Origin of the sequence: Paenibacillus crassostreae (assembly GCF_001857945.1) — a bacterium.
Taxonomy (GTDB): Bacteria; Bacillota; Bacilli; order Paenibacillales; family Paenibacillaceae; genus Paenibacillus_AQ; species Paenibacillus_AQ crassostreae.
The window spans coordinates 4,487,133-4,502,924 of sequence record NZ_CP017770.1 but is presented as its reverse complement, the minus strand read 5'-3'; the positions used below and the strand labels follow the sequence as shown (position 1 = coordinate 4,502,924).

At 39.3% G+C, this 15,792-nt stretch carries 16 protein-coding genes; 9 read left to right on the top strand and 7 right to left on the bottom strand.

All coding sequences use genetic code 11. From position 1 onward, the window contains the following. Positions 1-423 precede the first annotated feature (423 nt). Positions 424-1,245, bottom strand: a complete 822-nt coding sequence (locus tag LPB68_RS23710; protein ID WP_269466228.1) for a L,D-transpeptidase family protein — start codon at positions 1,243-1,245, stop codon at positions 424-426. 229 nt (positions 1,246-1,474) lie between these two features. Here LPB68_RS23710 and LPB68_RS20865 point away from each other — a divergent pair, with 229 nt between their 5' ends. The 4 genes from LPB68_RS20865 (at position 1,475) to LPB68_RS20850 (ending at position 5,284) form a co-directional block, all read left to right on the top strand. Continuing rightward, positions 1,475-3,148: a ribonuclease J gene (locus LPB68_RS20865; RefSeq protein WP_068655361.1), complete on the top strand. Its 1,674-nt coding sequence runs from the start codon at positions 1,475-1,477 to the stop codon at positions 3,146-3,148. Between the two features lie 371 nt (positions 3,149-3,519). Next, on the top strand, positions 3,520-3,765 hold the full coding sequence (locus LPB68_RS23505) for a DUF421 domain-containing protein (protein WP_082865592.1): 246 nt from the start codon (positions 3,520-3,522) through the stop codon (positions 3,763-3,765). Positions 3,766-3,796: 31 nt separating this feature from the next. Then, positions 3,797-4,636 carry an alpha/beta hydrolase family protein gene (locus LPB68_RS20855; RefSeq protein WP_068655363.1) on the top strand — a complete coding sequence of 280 codons (840 nt, stop codon included), beginning with the start codon at positions 3,797-3,799 and terminating at the stop codon, positions 4,634-4,636. 69 nt (positions 4,637-4,705) lie between these two features. Then, the gene (locus LPB68_RS20850; RefSeq protein ID WP_068655365.1) at positions 4,706-5,284 is read left to right on the top strand and encodes an LOG family protein; all 579 of its coding nucleotides are present in this window, start codon (positions 4,706-4,708) and stop codon (positions 5,282-5,284) included. Positions 5,285-5,310: 26 nt separating this feature from the next. Here LPB68_RS20850 and LPB68_RS20845 read toward each other — a convergent pair whose 3' ends face one another. Beyond that, positions 5,311-6,030 (bottom strand): aspartate/glutamate racemase family protein, encoded by a 720-nt coding sequence (locus LPB68_RS20845; protein ID WP_068655367.1) that lies wholly within the window; start codon positions 6,028-6,030, stop codon positions 5,311-5,313. Positions 6,031-6,219: 189 nt separating this feature from the next. Here LPB68_RS20845 and LPB68_RS20840 point away from each other — a divergent pair, with 189 nt between their 5' ends. Then, complete coding sequence (locus LPB68_RS20840) at positions 6,220-7,176, top strand: alpha/beta fold hydrolase (protein WP_068655369.1); 957 nt, start codon at positions 6,220-6,222, stop codon at positions 7,174-7,176. Between the two features lie 37 nt (positions 7,177-7,213). Here LPB68_RS20840 and LPB68_RS20835 read toward each other — a convergent pair whose 3' ends face one another. The 3 genes from LPB68_RS20835 to LPB68_RS20825 are packed head-to-tail and all read right to left on the bottom strand — an operon-like array spanning position 7,214 to position 10,265. Further along, entirely contained in the window at positions 7,214-8,377 is a 1,164-nt protein-coding gene (locus LPB68_RS20835) for an NAD(P)/FAD-dependent oxidoreductase (RefSeq protein ID WP_068655371.1), read from the bottom strand. Next, positions 8,378-9,118 carry a methyltransferase domain-containing protein gene (locus tag LPB68_RS20830; RefSeq protein WP_068655373.1) on the bottom strand — a complete coding sequence of 247 codons (741 nt, stop codon included), beginning with the start codon at positions 9,116-9,118 and terminating at the stop codon, positions 8,378-8,380. A gap of 1 nt (position 9,119) precedes the next feature. Beyond that, a complete protein-coding gene (locus tag LPB68_RS20825; RefSeq protein WP_068655376.1) occupies positions 9,120-10,265 on the bottom strand; it encodes a type III polyketide synthase in 1,146 nt (381 codons plus the stop codon). Between the two features lie 274 nt (positions 10,266-10,539). On the opposite strand from LPB68_RS20825, the gene LPB68_RS20820 reads away from it, so the two are divergent. Together LPB68_RS20820 and LPB68_RS20815 are read left to right on the top strand one after the other, a co-directional pair. Further along, positions 10,540-11,244, top strand: a complete 705-nt coding sequence (locus tag LPB68_RS20820) for a futalosine hydrolase (RefSeq protein ID WP_082865593.1) — start codon at positions 10,540-10,542, stop codon at positions 11,242-11,244. Beyond that, on the top strand, positions 11,241-12,089 hold the full coding sequence (locus LPB68_RS20815; protein WP_068655378.1) for a 1,4-dihydroxy-6-naphtoate synthase: 849 nt from the start codon (positions 11,241-11,243) through the stop codon (positions 12,087-12,089). The genes LPB68_RS20820 and LPB68_RS20815 overlap by 4 nt, the downstream gene beginning before the upstream one ends. A gap of 391 nt (positions 12,090-12,480) precedes the next feature. Here the strand turns inward: LPB68_RS20815 and LPB68_RS20810 are convergent, their stop codons facing one another. Beyond that, on the bottom strand, positions 12,481-13,392 hold the full coding sequence (locus LPB68_RS20810) for a DNA glycosylase (protein ID WP_068655380.1): 912 nt from the start codon (positions 13,390-13,392) through the stop codon (positions 12,481-12,483). A 129-nt stretch (positions 13,393-13,521) separates the two neighbouring features. Between LPB68_RS20810 and LPB68_RS20805 the strand changes: the two genes are divergently transcribed. Next, on the top strand, positions 13,522-14,151 hold the full coding sequence (locus LPB68_RS20805) for a bifunctional transcriptional activator/DNA repair enzyme AdaA (RefSeq protein WP_068655382.1): 630 nt from the start codon (positions 13,522-13,524) through the stop codon (positions 14,149-14,151). Between the two features lies 1 nt (position 14,152). Then, a complete protein-coding gene (gene adaB / locus LPB68_RS20800) occupies positions 14,153-14,686 on the top strand; it encodes a methylated-DNA--[protein]-cysteine S-methyltransferase (RefSeq protein WP_068655384.1) in 534 nt (177 codons plus the stop codon). 27 nt (positions 14,687-14,713) lie between these two features. Here adaB and LPB68_RS20795 read toward each other — a convergent pair whose 3' ends face one another. Then, positions 14,714-15,781: a metal ABC transporter substrate-binding protein gene (locus LPB68_RS20795; protein ID WP_068655386.1), complete on the bottom strand. Its 1,068-nt coding sequence runs from the start codon at positions 15,779-15,781 to the stop codon at positions 14,714-14,716. Between the last annotated feature and the right edge of the window lie 11 nt (positions 15,782-15,792).

The following is a 15,792-nucleotide window of genomic DNA, read 5'->3' as shown; positions in this document are numbered from 1 at the left end:
TCTATAGTATATTATAAATCGTAGGAAAGTAAACGATATCTTCCGAAATAGGAACAACCCTCAATCATGGTGACTTGAGGGTTGAATACTCTAATTCATTCGAACTTGATCAATTCTTCTTAAAATGCTTCAATAGATTTCCTATTCCTGAGAAACAAAACAATAAAGCAACAACTGAAAATCCGATGGTCACTTTTAAATTGCTATGATCTGAGATTACCACGGTGATTACAAACAAAACAGCGGCTAACAAATTCAGTATAGCTATTGTTAAATAATTTATACCCTTCAACGATATCACTTCTTCCTACCATTTCATCAATTTACTATATATTAACGCTAAATTACGATGTTTACAATCTTCGACACTACGAATTCATGCTCGTAATAGCAAAAAAAAGCCACATATAGTGACTTTTCTATTTACTCATTTGTTAGAGTTATAACTTTATTCTTGTTATCCCATTCTACTTCTACTGCTGATAATTCTAGTATATTTCGAAGTGGAAGCATAACAGACGTACCCTGATATCTTGATGCTGTAATGGTGATTGATTCGCCATTAACCGTTGCTTTATTCGTCAGTGGCTTATGTGATATTGTACGGCTACCCATTTTAATTGTGACCATTTGACTCCTATTACTCCACTGTACATTAGCTCCTAGTAACTCTAAGCATTCCCTCATCGGAATAAAGATTTGTGAATCAACAATCTGAAGTGGTTGGCTTAACTCACGCTCTACTCCGTTAATGATCACTTTCCCTTCAAATAATTCAATCCCCATCTGATAGCCATTCTTAATCGCAATTTCCTCAAATGTTAACTCAGATGTTGTAATGACAACAAAGGTGTCTTTCTTCACTTGGTCAAAAAGCCAATGAACCTCATCATTGTACATACGAATGCATCCTGCACTTACATATTTACCGATTGAATTCTTGTTACTGTTCCCGTGAATCGCATAAGTCGTTCCAAGTGTTCCATTCACTTCAAGCCCGATCCATCGATCACCTAACGGATTTCGCGGATCACCTCCAGGAATTTTCTCTTTGTAATACGGTCTATTTTTAATCTTGTTTACAATTTTAAATTTCCCTTCAGGGGTCAGACTTGGGCTTTTACCCGTGGCTACTGCAAATTCCCTTACTAGTTCACCATCTTTGAAATAAGCTAATTTGTTAATTTTTTTGTTGACAACGATCAGTTCTGAATTAATCTGATTGGCATGCACCTCCTCGATCATTAAGGACATTCCAAAAAGAAAAATAATCGTAATGATGATACAGCGATAAATATATTGTGCCAGTTGGCAAAACCTCCTTTACCAATAATATATTAATGGGATGAATGTCCTACGACATGAAATAAAACATTTGTTACAATTATTAAATAGGCCAAACTACTAATATTTCGTAATAATAATTGTCAATGCGGACATACTACTTCCATATTTTCATATGGAGGTGTCACGAATGGTCACAAAGGGAAATGCACTGTCAATTTTTGCATTAGGTGGCGTGAATGAAATTGGAAAGAACATGTATGTGCTTCAATACGAGGATGATATTATTGTGATTGACTGTGGTTCCAAATTTCCTGATGAGAGTTTATTGGGGATTGACCTAATCATTCCTGATATATCTTATTTATTGGAGAACAGCGACAAGGTTAGAGCTATCATTGTCACACATGGTCATGAAGATCATATCGGTGGGATACCGTACATTTTGAAACAAATGAATGTCCCCATATATGGAACGAGATTAACATTGGGACTAATCGAGATTAAACTGAAAGAACATGGGTTACTTAGAAATACTGAATTGAACCCAATCGATCCTGAATTAAATTTTACATTAGGTTCAATTGGCCTTAGCTTTTTTAGAATTAATCACAGTATCCCTGATTGCGTTGGTATTGTATTTGATACACCTGAAGGAATCGTTGTACATACTGGAGATTTTAAATTCGATTTAACACCGGTGAATGAACAACATCCAGATCTATATCGATTAGCCGAGATCGGGCATAAAGGTGTATTAGCTCTATTGTCAGAGAGCACCAATGCGGAACGTCCGGGATTCACCCCCTCTGAACGTATAGTAGGAGCTCATATCGAGGATGCTTTTACCAAAGCTAAACAGAAAATATTCATTTCAACCTTTGCTTCTAATGTTCACCGATTGCAGCAGGTTATTGAAGCTTCCATAAAAACACATCGAAAAGTCGCATTGCTGGGTAGAAGTATGGTTAACGTTGTCTCGATTGCCATCGAATTAGGTTATTTACATGCCCCCGAAGGAATGATTATTGATGTAAACGAAGTGAATAAGTATGCTCCACATGAGATCGTCGTCCTTTGTACTGGAAGTCAAGGCGAACCTATGGCAGCTTTATCACGATTAGCTAGTTCCAATCACAGACAATTAGAAATTCTAGCAGGGGATACCGTTATTCTTGCTGCAACAGCTATCCCAGGAAATGAACGGAATGTATCACGAATTGTCGACAATCTATTCCAATTAAAGGCAAATGTCATTTACGGATCTGGCTCTGTAACCGGTATGCATGTATCTGGACATGCTAGTCAAGAAGAGATGAAGTTAATGCTTGCATTCATGAAACCGAAATACTTCATACCTATCCATGGTGAATTTCGAATGCTTCATCAACATCGATTGCTAGCTGAAACTATGGGTGTAGACAAAGATAACATTTTCATCGTGAATAACGGTGATGTTGTAGATATTCATAATCAAGAAGCTAGGCAAACTCGAAAAGTATCGAATGGGAATACTCTCGTTGATGGATTAGGTATAGGAGATGTCGGAACGATTGTTCTTCGAGATCGCAAACTACTATCCGAAGATGGCATTCTGATTGTTGTAATCACACTCAATAAAATGGATGGCAAAATCATATCCGGTCCAGATGTTATTTCACGTGGATTTGTGTATGTGCGTGAATCTGAGCGTTTGATAGATGAAGTTAACGCTATTACATTGAAAGCCATCAACCAGTTGCAGGAGAACAAAATTACACAATGGAGTATTTATAAACAAACGATTAAGGAGTCTGTTGGAAACTACTTGTATACGAATACGAAAAGAAGACCCATCATCCTCCCTATTATTATAGAGGTCTGAGCGGGTCTTACCCGTCAGATCGATCATAGGAAGTGAATGGATCTTAGAGCCATCGTCAGCTTTATCTTTTTGATATTGGTAACTAAAATAATGGGACAGCGTTCCATTTCTCAATTAAGGTTCCTCGATTTCATTATCGCCATGACGCTCATCAATATAATTGCCCATCCCCTTTCAGATGAGCAATTAGGCCTGAAAGGCTCAATGATTACTACTGTCGCTTTAATCATTTTATATATAGCTGCGACTTGGTTGAGCCTGAAATGGCCCTTATTCAGACGATATCTCGATCCATCGCCGATCACTCTTGTCAAGAATGGACAGATCCAATTTCATAACCTGTCCAAAGCAAACCAGGAGGAACCATATCCGTGTTCATTGATACACAATACCAACCGGTCACACCAATAGATATGAATATAGCGACACAACCATTCACTCTGATAAGACCCATTATCATAGAAGGTAAAGCCAACGTTTCCCTTCTTAGAGAATTCGGGAAAGACCTTAACTGGCTCTCAACAAAGATAGGACCTACTTATTCTGAAATCAGAGATGTCATATTAGCGACCATTGACGACAACGAAAATGTGCGGGTATACTCTAACCCTAACTAACCCAACTCATAATTAGGAGCAGATAACACATATGATCTTTCACGTCACATATTTATCCGATGGATTAAAGGTAAAAGGATATCTTAGCCTTCCTTATGGGTACCATCTTCCTACCTCCGACTTAGAGTCCTTAATTGGACAATTTTATGGCTCAACAGAGCTTACAATTACGGAAGTTGCTAGCTCTATTCAACCTGAATCGAGAGATCTTCGTTCTCAACAATGGCCTGTATTCATCTATTGTCGGGGAGGTATTGGAAATGTAGGACGAGTCAAAACAACGTGGATCGAGGAATTTTCGAATTTTGAACATATTATTTTTGCTCCTACTTATCGAGGTAATGAAGGTAGCGAAGGTCGCGATGAATTCGGAGGAAGTGATCAGGAAGATGTTCTATCTGCTTATCATCTTCTAGCTAACCTTCCTTTTGTGGATGAGAAGCGTATTTCAATTATGGGATTTTCACGAGGATCGATCAATGCAACACAAACGGCAACACAAGTCTCTGAAGTTCATAAATTAATCCTGTGGGCTGGTGTATCCGACCTTGCGCAAACTTATGAGGAAAGGATTGATCTTCGTAAAATGTTGAAACGAGTCATTGGTGGCTCACCAAATAAAACACCAGAATCTTTTCAAATACGTTCTCCAATCTATCTGGCTGACAAAATCAAATGCCCTGTACTTATTATGCACGGAAACCAAGATACCCAAGTAGATTTCAGTCAAGGGCAAAATATGTATAATAAACTTGTTGAATTGGGCGTTACTACTGAATTTCATCAATATGATGGTTGCGACCATCACCTTCCACAGCAGGCTCATCTTACCGCGGTTGACCGAATGTTTCAGTGGATTACGCAAATTTAACATTTATAGCGAACTTCTTCTGTATAATAATTAAATAAAATGAATCTCATATCGTTTGGAGTGAATAGAATGAAGACAATTTGTGTATTTGCAGGCTCCAATCTCGGAAATCACCCAGAATATCAGTTAAAAGCTGCTGAATTAGGCCTTTATATGGCACAACGAGATTATCGCCTAGTCTATGGTGGATCGAACATGGGATTGATGGGTGAGATTGCGAATACTGTTCTTACAAATGGTGGTGAAGCGACTGGTGTTATGCCCAGAGGCCTATTTAGTAGCGAAATCGCTCATCTGAAACTAACGCAATTCATTGAAGTAGAAGGTATGCATGAACGTAAAGCTACGATGGGTAAATTAGCAGATGGATTTATAGCTTTACCTGGTGGATTTGGAACGTATGAAGAATTATTCGAGGTTCTGTGTTGGTCACAGATTGGAATACACAACAAACCAATTGGGATATTAAATGTTAATGGTTACTATGATCCCCTGCTGAATTTGGTTAATCACAGTATTCAAGCAGGGTTCTCTAACGAAACTAATCGTAACTTATTCGTTAGCTCAAGCGATCCGAAGGATCTCATCCAGCAAATGGAGAATTATATTCCGCAAGGTGTGGAGAATAAATGGAAACAAACAACCTAACCATGATCTAGCATCTCATTCAATGTTCAATAAGAATGAGATGCTAAGATATCTTCCGTCGTTATTGAGAAATCCACAGCTTTATTTGCATGTAAAAAAGTAGTATCGAATATCGGAACTGTAGCATGCTCCGGCTTAATAAGTAAAGTGATCTCCGTACACCCGAGAATAATGCCTTCAGCCCCATCTACAACCATTTGATTCATAATCCGCATATATAGATCTCGAGAATTGGGGATGATTTGTCCTTTGCATAATTCTTCATATATCACTTTATGGACAACTTCTCGGCCATGCTTATCAGGTACGACAACTTCAATCCCGTTCTTTTCAATTTCCCCCCGATAAAATTCCTGTTCCATCGTATATCTTGTACCAAGCAGACCAACCTTCTTGATTCCCTTTAATTGAATCTCCTCAACGGCAGCATGAGCGATGTGTAGAAATGGAATATGCACCTGACTCTTAATTTCATTGGCAAGCCGGTGCATCGTATTTGTACAGAGGACTATTGCGTCAGCTCCTGCACTTTCAAGACATTGTGCAGCTTGTACAAGTATGTCAGCAGCATCTACCCATCTTCCCTCATGTTGGCATAGTTCAATTTCGGCAAAGTCCACACTATATAAGATGCATTTCGCAGAATGTAGCCCTCCAAGACGTTTTTTAACCAGTTCATTCATTAAACGGTAATATTCCGCAGACGACTCCCAACTCATTCCACCAATTAATCCAATTGTTTTCATTCACATCTTCTCCCTTAGTCTTTTCTTGATTCACAAAATATTTAGGAAATAATCCCATATCTACTCTATCATAACAAATAAAGAACGAGCAAAGAATCACCTAATTATAAATAGGAAAAATATCCAAAAAAGTTTCTATTTATATCATCTTGGTTTTACCTTTTAATGGATGAAGGGGTGGTTAAACCAATGATATCTTTTCAAGATCAATTCATTCGTAAGGCACTATCTATATTCGCTTTTCCATTGTCCTTATTTCAGTTGGCATCATCTAGATATCAGTCTTATCAGTACAAACCTATTGGACAAATGGTTCAGCTCGATCAACATTTAATTCATGCAAATGTGACTGGTCAAGGCAAGCCCACCATAATTTTAGAATCAGGGATGGGTGGTTGCTCATTAGATTGGTGCCAAGTTCAATCTGAACTAGCTGAAATGGCGACAGTTATTTCTTATGACCGTGCCGGATTTGGCTGGAGTACTCCTTCACCTACATCACCAACCTGCCAACAATATGTCGATGATTTGCACTTGTTGTTGACTAAAATCGATAGAAAGCCACCGTTCTTGCTTGTGGGTCACTCTTATGGTGGAATGATCATGAGATTATTCGCTGTGACTTATCCGGAAGAAGTAATAGGTCTGGTTCTCGTGGATTCCACACATGAGAATAGATACTTACATAATCCAAATAATCAAGCCCGAAGACAGCAACACAAGCAGTATTTGAAAACTATTAGGCTCGGTTATTTGTTATCTCCCATTGCGATTCCTCGTTTGTTAAAAATGCACATCGGATCTAAACGACTTCCCATTGATATGCAGAAAAAAGTTCAAGCTTTGGGATATCGAACTACTGCTTATAAGTCCGCTTATTCGGAATATCTGCATACAAAAGAAAGTAGCGTCCAATTAGAACAAGCACAGCCGTTGAGAAATGACTTACCTGTTATCGTGCTGAGTGCTGGGAAACAACCGGAGGATTGGAAAAAGAGTCAGGAGGATTTATTGCATCTGACTGAAATTACCCAACACATTATCGTAGAAGATAGTTGGCACTCTATTCAGAACCATAGACCTGATGTTGTCATCAATTCAGTAAAATATTTATTGAACAAGATTGAGCAATCATCTGTTCATTAGCAATCTTGGATTGATGCTGTCCCTATCGTGATAGATTCTAGGGGATAGTTTTTTGCACTCTTAGAGGCTTTAATCGCGTTGCCTTTACGAGATATTCGCCCAAAGGTGGGTAGAGTTTGACCACCTTCGGGAACCATCGCGTCACACTAGGCATTGAACATAAATAATGTGCAAGTCTCCCACGTCGGATTAGACCTCTGAATTCATGTCGAACCGCGCGCGTGTATTCTTTTTCCCAATAAGTAAGAGAAATTTCTCCTCGGAGATAACGATCGGCAAGTGTACAACAAATCATCGATGAACGTAACGCAATGGACATCCCATCTCCACAGAGTGGTGGAATAACGACGGCTGCATCTCCTACGTGTGGAATGACATGCCAAGCCAATGCTTCGTGAGACAAATGTACTGGTGCAATGGAGGTCTGGGTTCCTTCAATTGCACCTGCATTTCTCATTCTTTCCACAAGTAGAGGATTGGCTTTTGAAGCAGCATCAAGCATAGTAGGAACTGTAGTCCCGCTACCCTTCACAACTTTTTTATCCAACAGAGCAGCTACGTTATAATGACCTCCTTCAATGGGAGAAATCCCAATATACCCACCTTTTACGAAATATAACTCAGTCACAGGTTCATGCTCGATCCCCGAATAATGAGATTTAATACCCACATATGACGTTTTACTTGGCTCCAATATGTAAGGATCATCGAATATGCTATCATGACGATGCGAACCCCATGCTGCAAATACCGTTCGAGCATAAAGAGATTCCATTTTTCCATTCTTTTTCACCATAACCACATATCCTTTATCAACTTGCTTAATCGATTGCACGTTCATTCCTGTACGAACCACTCCACCTACATGAATAATAGCTTCGTGAAGAGCAGCATCTAGTGTATATCGACTTATACCCTTTGCCCGACCTAATAATGGGATCTCTACTGTTCCACCATTCTCAAATATCAGTCTAGCTCTTGAAATGATCTCAGGCTGTAACGATTCCATAAGGGCATTTAATCCAAGTTTACTTAGCATCTCTTGTGATTCTGGAGAAAGAAATTCACCACATGCTTTATGACGTGGGAACTCTTTGCGATCTAATAAAACAGTACTCCATCCTAAAGTTGCTAATTCCTTAGCAAGACTGCTACCTGCAATTCCCCCTCCAATAACAAGCGCATCCAATATCTCATCCATCTACTTCTTATCCTCTCTTCCCAATAATTCATTCTGTGGAATCACAACTGCATAGCGAAACAGAGGTCGCCATGAATAGATCAGTTGGGGGATACCAAGCTTCTCTCTCAACTCGATCCAATCCTCAGCACGGAACCCTTTAGCTACAGATAAGGGGCCATCATGATGAATATATCGATTACTGGATACGACTCTACTAACAAGCCATACGGCCATCCAAGGAACCCATTGCCTATGAATATCATTAATTACAACACCAATTTTGGCTGCTTTATGCATATGAGATACGATCGTATGAAGCTCATACCCTATGAAATGATGAATAAATTGAGAACCAGTAACAATATCAACACATAACTCTGGAAGATTCTTCACATCAACTAATTCGACTTTAACTCGGGGTTCATCATGGAAAAATTGTTGTGCTTCTTCGCAAGCCTCTACTGTAACATCCACAAGTTGGATGGATATCGAAATCCCTTTCTTATCTGCCCACCTAAGAACATGTCTATTCACATCTCCTGAACCTGCTCCCACATCAAGAATAGATAAATGTTTAGGGCTGTTCGCTAGAATCCAGAGTCTTTGAATTCCATAAATCGTTGGACTCGAAGCTCCAAATATTTGATTCAGCAGTCTCAAATCTCGTAATGCTTCGTGAAGTTCATCCCCACCCATACTGAAATCATCCATGAGCTCAGGTTCTTCTGCTCTTTTCTTTAACTTTTTAACGATAGACATGTTAGGACATCCCGTCTTGTACAGTAGTTGAAGGTAGATACGTAAACTTCATCAATTCTGAAGTAAGTCCGGGACCAAATGCTAGTGCGACACCACTTGATGTATCCGATTGCTTCCTATGAAGATCCTCACGCATTGCTTGTAAAACAAACAGAATGGTAGCTGATGATAGATTACCATAGTCATGTAGAATACTTCGACTATAATGAACCTGTTGATGACTTAGCTCAAACATTTGCTGTACAACGTCAACAATTCCTCGACCTCCAGGATGAATAGCCCATAAGTAAGGTGAAGGTTCTTCTCTATAGAGCGATTCCATTTCCCCAGCTAGATACTGACCTAATAATTTTGGGATGTTCGTTGATAGATACAGGTCGAATCCATAATCCCCCACTTCCCATATCATTTCTTCGCTGCAGTTTGGAAGTAGAACCGAATGACCCTCTCCTAATTGGAATAAACCATGATTGTTTTTAAGTTGATCCGTTATCCCAATAACACATGCCGAAGCCCCATCACCGAAGAAAGACGCACCAAATAAAGCCTCCCGATCACTTGAAGGCTGGAAGTGAAGTGTACATAATTCAACACAAACAATTAATATTTGTCTGCTAGATTGTCCCTCCACCAACGTACGTGCCAATTGAATGGCTTTCAACCCAGCAGCACAACCTTGAAAGGTTAATGGAATGCGATTTACTCGAGGAGATAATTCCAAAGTTTTAACAAGAATAGCATCCAGTCCCGGGAGAAATTGACCTGTGCAACTAACCGTGATTAGATGTGTAATCTCTGAGCCATCGAGTTGAGCATCTAGTAAGGCAGCTTTCGCCGCTTGAACTCCTAAAGGAACCGATTCTCTCTTATATATACTCATACGTTCTGCGGTGGAAGGAATATCCTCCGATCCTTCAGTTGGTAGATAACGACTTCCCGAGCCATGTGCAATAAGGTTAGGCTCACATGTATATCTCGTTGCAACGCCACATTGTTTGAAAATTCGCTTTGCCCATCTCACAGAATTTGGGGAATTCTGTAATGCTTCCTCTAGTTTCTCTAATACTTCTCCCTGTTCAAATCGATGGTTAGGAAGAGCTGTTCCTATGCCCAGTATAGAAATGTTTGAATTTTCTTGAATGTTCATACTACCTGTCAACTCCTTGTCCAAGGTTTCTGCCAAGATCACGTAATGGAACAAGTGTATTCACCCAATTCTTCTTATATGCTTATTCTCCAACGATTATCTTGTCTTCTTCAAGGAAGGTTTCCTTCCTCTTTACTTCTAATTCAGTTCGCTGTACCTTTATATATAGGAGTTATGTACATAATGATGTTTACAATGAATCAATTTCATAATTACGCAAACCTATTTAGATGCAACCATATACTGACAGAATGAATCGTTATGATTATTATTCATGAATAATGTGGAATTAAGTGAGGTGTGTTCATTGAGCAATGAGAATCAGAAACTATCCAAGAAACGTATACTTGTCATGACTGCAGTCTCCGCGGAAAGAGATGCCGTAATTAGAGGGATTCGAGGATCGAATCTTTTTGATGTTCGATTAGCTGGAGTTGGTTCACCAGCCGCGGCTGCAAATACAGCAACAATACTTAGTTCAGAGGATTATTGTCTAGTCATCAGTGCAGGCATTGGTGGCGGATTTATTGGACAAGCAGAGCTTGGCTCAATCGTTATAGCCAATGAGATTATTGCAGCAGATTTAGGAGCAGAGACAGCGGAAGGTTTCTGTAGCGTAGATGAACTAGGCTTTGGATCTTCGCGTGTTCAAGTAGACTCTACACTAGTCACACAATTAGAAGAAGCACTTCATCATACCGGTTTATCTGTTCATACGGGACCTGTTCTTACCGTTTCAACAGTGACAGGTACATCAGAGAGTGCAATGGAACTGCAGAAACGTGTACCTGGGGCTACTGCCGAGGCGATGGAAGGTTATGGTGTAGCTATTGCAGCACAAATTCATAATATTCCAATCTTAGAGGTCCGAACCATATCCAATGCTGTGGGTCCTCGTGATCGGGCTGCTTGGAAGATGAAAGAAGCTTTTGAGGCGCTAGAAGCCGCAAGCTCAATACTACTGGAGGTACTAACATGAAGATCACCTTTTCTCCGTGTCCGAATGACACTTTTATATTCCATGCATGGGTACATGGCTTAATTGCTGGGGCTCCCAAATTAGATGTGACATACGCAGATATCGATATCACAAACCATCTTGCACAAGGAAGTGATGGCCCAGACATTCTAAAAATATCTTACGGGGCATTACCCTGGGTATCTGAAGAGTATGCGTTACTACCCTGTGGAGGTGCACTTGGAAGGGGTTGTGGCCCGTTAGTTCTTACATCTGGGAGGAATGAGATCACGAATGATCCGGCATCACTAGCAGGACGTCGTGTTGCTGTGCCCAGTGAGACTTCTACTGCCTATTTATTGTTCCGTTTATGGGCATCACAGAACATCCCCGGTAACATCGGTGAGATTATTGTTATGCCATTCGACCAGATCATGCCTGCCGTACGTGATGGCTTAATTGATGCTGGACTTGTTATTCATGAAGCACGTTTTACCTATCCGGAGTATGGTTTACAACTCATGACCGATTTAGGCAATTGGTGGGAAGAAGATACACATCTCCCTATTCCATTAGGAGCAATTATTGCTCGAAAATCCTTGGATCTAAATCAGATATCACAATGGATCCGACAATCTGTTACATATGCTTGGGATCATCCGAATGAATCACAAGATTACGTTCTAGAGCACTCCCAAGAGCTGTCTCCTGATGTTGCACAAGCCCATATAGATTTATATGTAAATGAATTCAGTGCAAATTTAGGTGAAGATGGTTACGGTGCGATTAAGGCATTACTTAATCGGGCATTTGAAGAAGGGATAATACCCAAGACTAATTTCGATTCACTGCTATGGCAGGAGTAACTGTTTAAATTAGTTAATAAATTTAGTGCTTTGATACATCTTTTCTAATATGTTAATATATATTTAATAAAGACCAAGTACGCTAACACTTGGTCAATACAATTGGCTTGGATGGTTTATTCCCCTCTAAGTCGTAGGAACAAAACCCACCTCTGCCTCAAATCTTAGGGTGGTTTTTTTACTTTCTCTTGCTGTTATTATTAATGTGAGTTATATTTTACCTTTATTTACATCTACGTACAAGTGTTCTTATTTAGTTTTTATTTTGTGTTTTAAATTGAGGTTATAATACAATCCACATTCCTGACGTTCAGGTGGCTTAAGGACCGTAGGTCAGGGTGGTTCTGCCTCTTTTTTTTAATAAATACATTCCAGATCAAATTGTAATTATTTAGTAAAGGACACGCCATAAATAAAAGGTAGCGTATGATTCCCAGTTCTTCCATGGAATTGATAATTCTAAGATTTCATCTTTCGTAGGCTTACGGTCCATATAACGTAAAATTTTAATCGAATTTATAAGACCCACGTCATCGATTGGAAAGGCAGCCCCAAACCGAAGGCAGCGCATTAGAACATAATTAGCTGTCCAAGGACCAATTCCTCGTATTTTTATTAAGTCTTTTTCAGCATCTTTAAAGTTCATTTCCATTAATTTTCCCTTTGATAATTCTCCACTTTCCATTAATCTGGCAATTCCAATGATATATTCACTTTTTTTTACCGTCATTTTAATATCTGCTAAGTCGGTAGGTGTTAACTGTGCAATTCGTTTGTACGATGGGAATACCCAATACTTTTTACCATTCCATTCGATGGAATCACCAAATCCTTCTACAAATTGCTTCTTTAATGTGTAAGCAAACGCTAAGTTAATTTGTTGTCCTAAAACTCCCCAACATAAAGCTTCAAATAAGTCGGGAATGCCGACGACTCGCAATCCATAGAATTTTTCAACAGGCATTTTAAGTAATGGATCTGCTTTTGCCAATTCATAAAATGGGGTTAAATCGTTATCAAGATCAAACCATTCACGAATATATTTTACAATCTCTTCCCGCTGCCACTCTTCATTAGGTCTGGAATCATTTAAGAACTGAATAACCATTTGTTTATTATCGATTACTCTTACCTGTACCAAGGACCGAATTTCCCCAATGGCTATGACTCTTGTAATGATGCCGTTCTCGATTCCATACATACATTCATTTTTTTCCCTTGTTAGATAGCCTAGGTTAGCATTCATGTCAAACTCTTCAGGTAATGTAATAATGATATCATCATTGACTTCATACCATGTCATTTTTTCATCCACCTCTTGTTTATACTTTATCATATAATAATCTTGATTAATTTTGTTATCTTGCTGTTTCATCCCTAGAATCATTCGTTCTGAGATAATAAAGGATATAATGTAAGGAGAGGTGAATTAATGCCGTATAGTATCAGTAATGGATTTCAAGAGAGTCATAATCATGGAATTTTGAATGATGTGGACATGATGACAAATGAAAAATGGCAAGCAATTATTGACAATGATACTTCGTACAATAATCAATTTTTCTATGCTGTAAGGACCACGGGGATCTTCTGTAAACCGTCATGCAAATCTCGCGTTCCGAAAAAGGAAAATGTACGTATTTTTCTAATAGCAGAACAAGCTCTCAATGCAAACTTTCGCCCTTGTAAACGTTGCAAGCCTACTAATGAGAAACTGCCAGATAGTGAGTGGGTTGCTCTTATCACTGAATACATTGATAAGAATTACACAGAAAAATTAACTCTAGAAACGTTAGCAACTATTGCTCATGGGAGTCCCTATCATATGCATCGAACGTTTAAAAAAATTAAAGGCATCACGCCAGTTGAGTATATACAACAAGTAAGAGTAAACACGGCTAAAAAATATTTAATTCAAACAAATAAAGCTCTTGCGGAAATCTCCATTTGTGTAGGTATACCTAACACGCCCTATTTTATTACTTTGTTTAAAAAGAAAACCGGACATACACCAGCACAATATCGTCGGCTTCGTCAAATGAGTAAAATGGAGGAATTGTAACATGGAATCAAAGAATAAACCAACACTATATTGGTCTTTGCTAAAGTTTAATGAGTTGAATATTTATATAGCTTCAACATCTAAGGGACTTGTATTTGTCGGTTCACAGAACAAACCATTCGAGGAATTGTCCGAATGGGCTAAGAAACGCTTTACGGGAAGTCCCCTTGTTGCAGATGATGCAAAGCTTGAACCCTATGCGATTGAAATCACCCAGTATCTAGAAGGAAAACGAAAAACTTTTACTGTTCCATTTGAATACAATGGAACAGCGTTCCAGCTCGCAGTCTGGAACGCACTTTGTGAAATTCCATACGGGCAGACTAAGTCCTATTCCGACATTGCAAATGAGATAAATAAACCAGCAGCTGTTCGGGCTGTAGGGGCGGCGATTGGGGCTAATCCAGTATTAATCACCGTGCCATGTCATCGTGTAGTAGGAAAGAATGGATCATTAACCGGCTATCGTGGCGGATTAGAAATGAAGACACTGCTTTTAGATCTGGAAAGACAAACCTTATTTAGCAATGAGTGATGATTATTGCATACGACCGTGGGGAATCTACCCATTTAAAGCAATAATCAGACCCTCAAGATTCTTCTTCATCACTGAAATATAATCCATTTGTTCATCTGTTTCGTCTTTCGTTAACCCTTCAATCGGGTTCAGAACATCTGTCCTTACACCCATCTCTTTAGCTATTGTATCTGCTACTTTGGGATCTGCTAGTGTTTCGAAGAATATCGTTGTTACGTTATGTTCTTTCGCAAATTTTACGATATCTACCATCTTATCCGGAGATGGTTCTTCTTCAGGAGAAAGACCTGCAATCGCAACTTGTGTTAATCCATACTCCTTAGCTAAATATCCAAATGCTGCGTGTTGAGTGACAAATTCTTTTGACTTAATATCCTTTAACCCCGCTTCGAATTCTTCATCTAGTTGTTGAAGCTGTGCTATATATGCCTCTGCATTTTTCCTATAGTCTTCTTCATTAGCAGGATCAGCTTTGACAAACGCATCAAGTATTGCAGTTACTTGTTTCTGAGCTAGGACTGGACTCAACCACACATGTGGGTCTAGGATATGCTCATGTTCATGTGCTTCTTCATGAGTATGGACTTCTCCCTCTTCATGATCATGGGCTTCCTCATCCGCATGGACTTCTCCTTCCTCATGTTCATGTGCTTCTTCACCATCTCCGTGGTCATGAGCTTCGCCTTCCATCAGATCAATACCATGGCTTGCTTCAACCACAATACGTTTATCATTAGAAGCACTCTCTAGTGCCTTATCTGCCCATTCCTCAACAATCCCGTTATATACAAAAATATCTGCATCCGATACGAGTGCCATATCTTTCGCACTTGGTTCCCAGTCATGGGGTTCTGTTCCTGTTGGAACAAGAACAACCACTTCTGCATGATCCCCTGCTACCTGTTTACTAAATTCATACATCGGATAAAAGGATGTCACGACCTTCAATTTCTGCTCAGATTGAACTGTACCCTCAGACGTTGAAGCATTATTCGATGCATTGGTTGAGACCACATTGTTTTTTCCACATCCTGTGACAAGAATTGCTGCTAATGCTACGAATACGAGTGATATTTTATAATATGATTTCATTTTCATTTCCC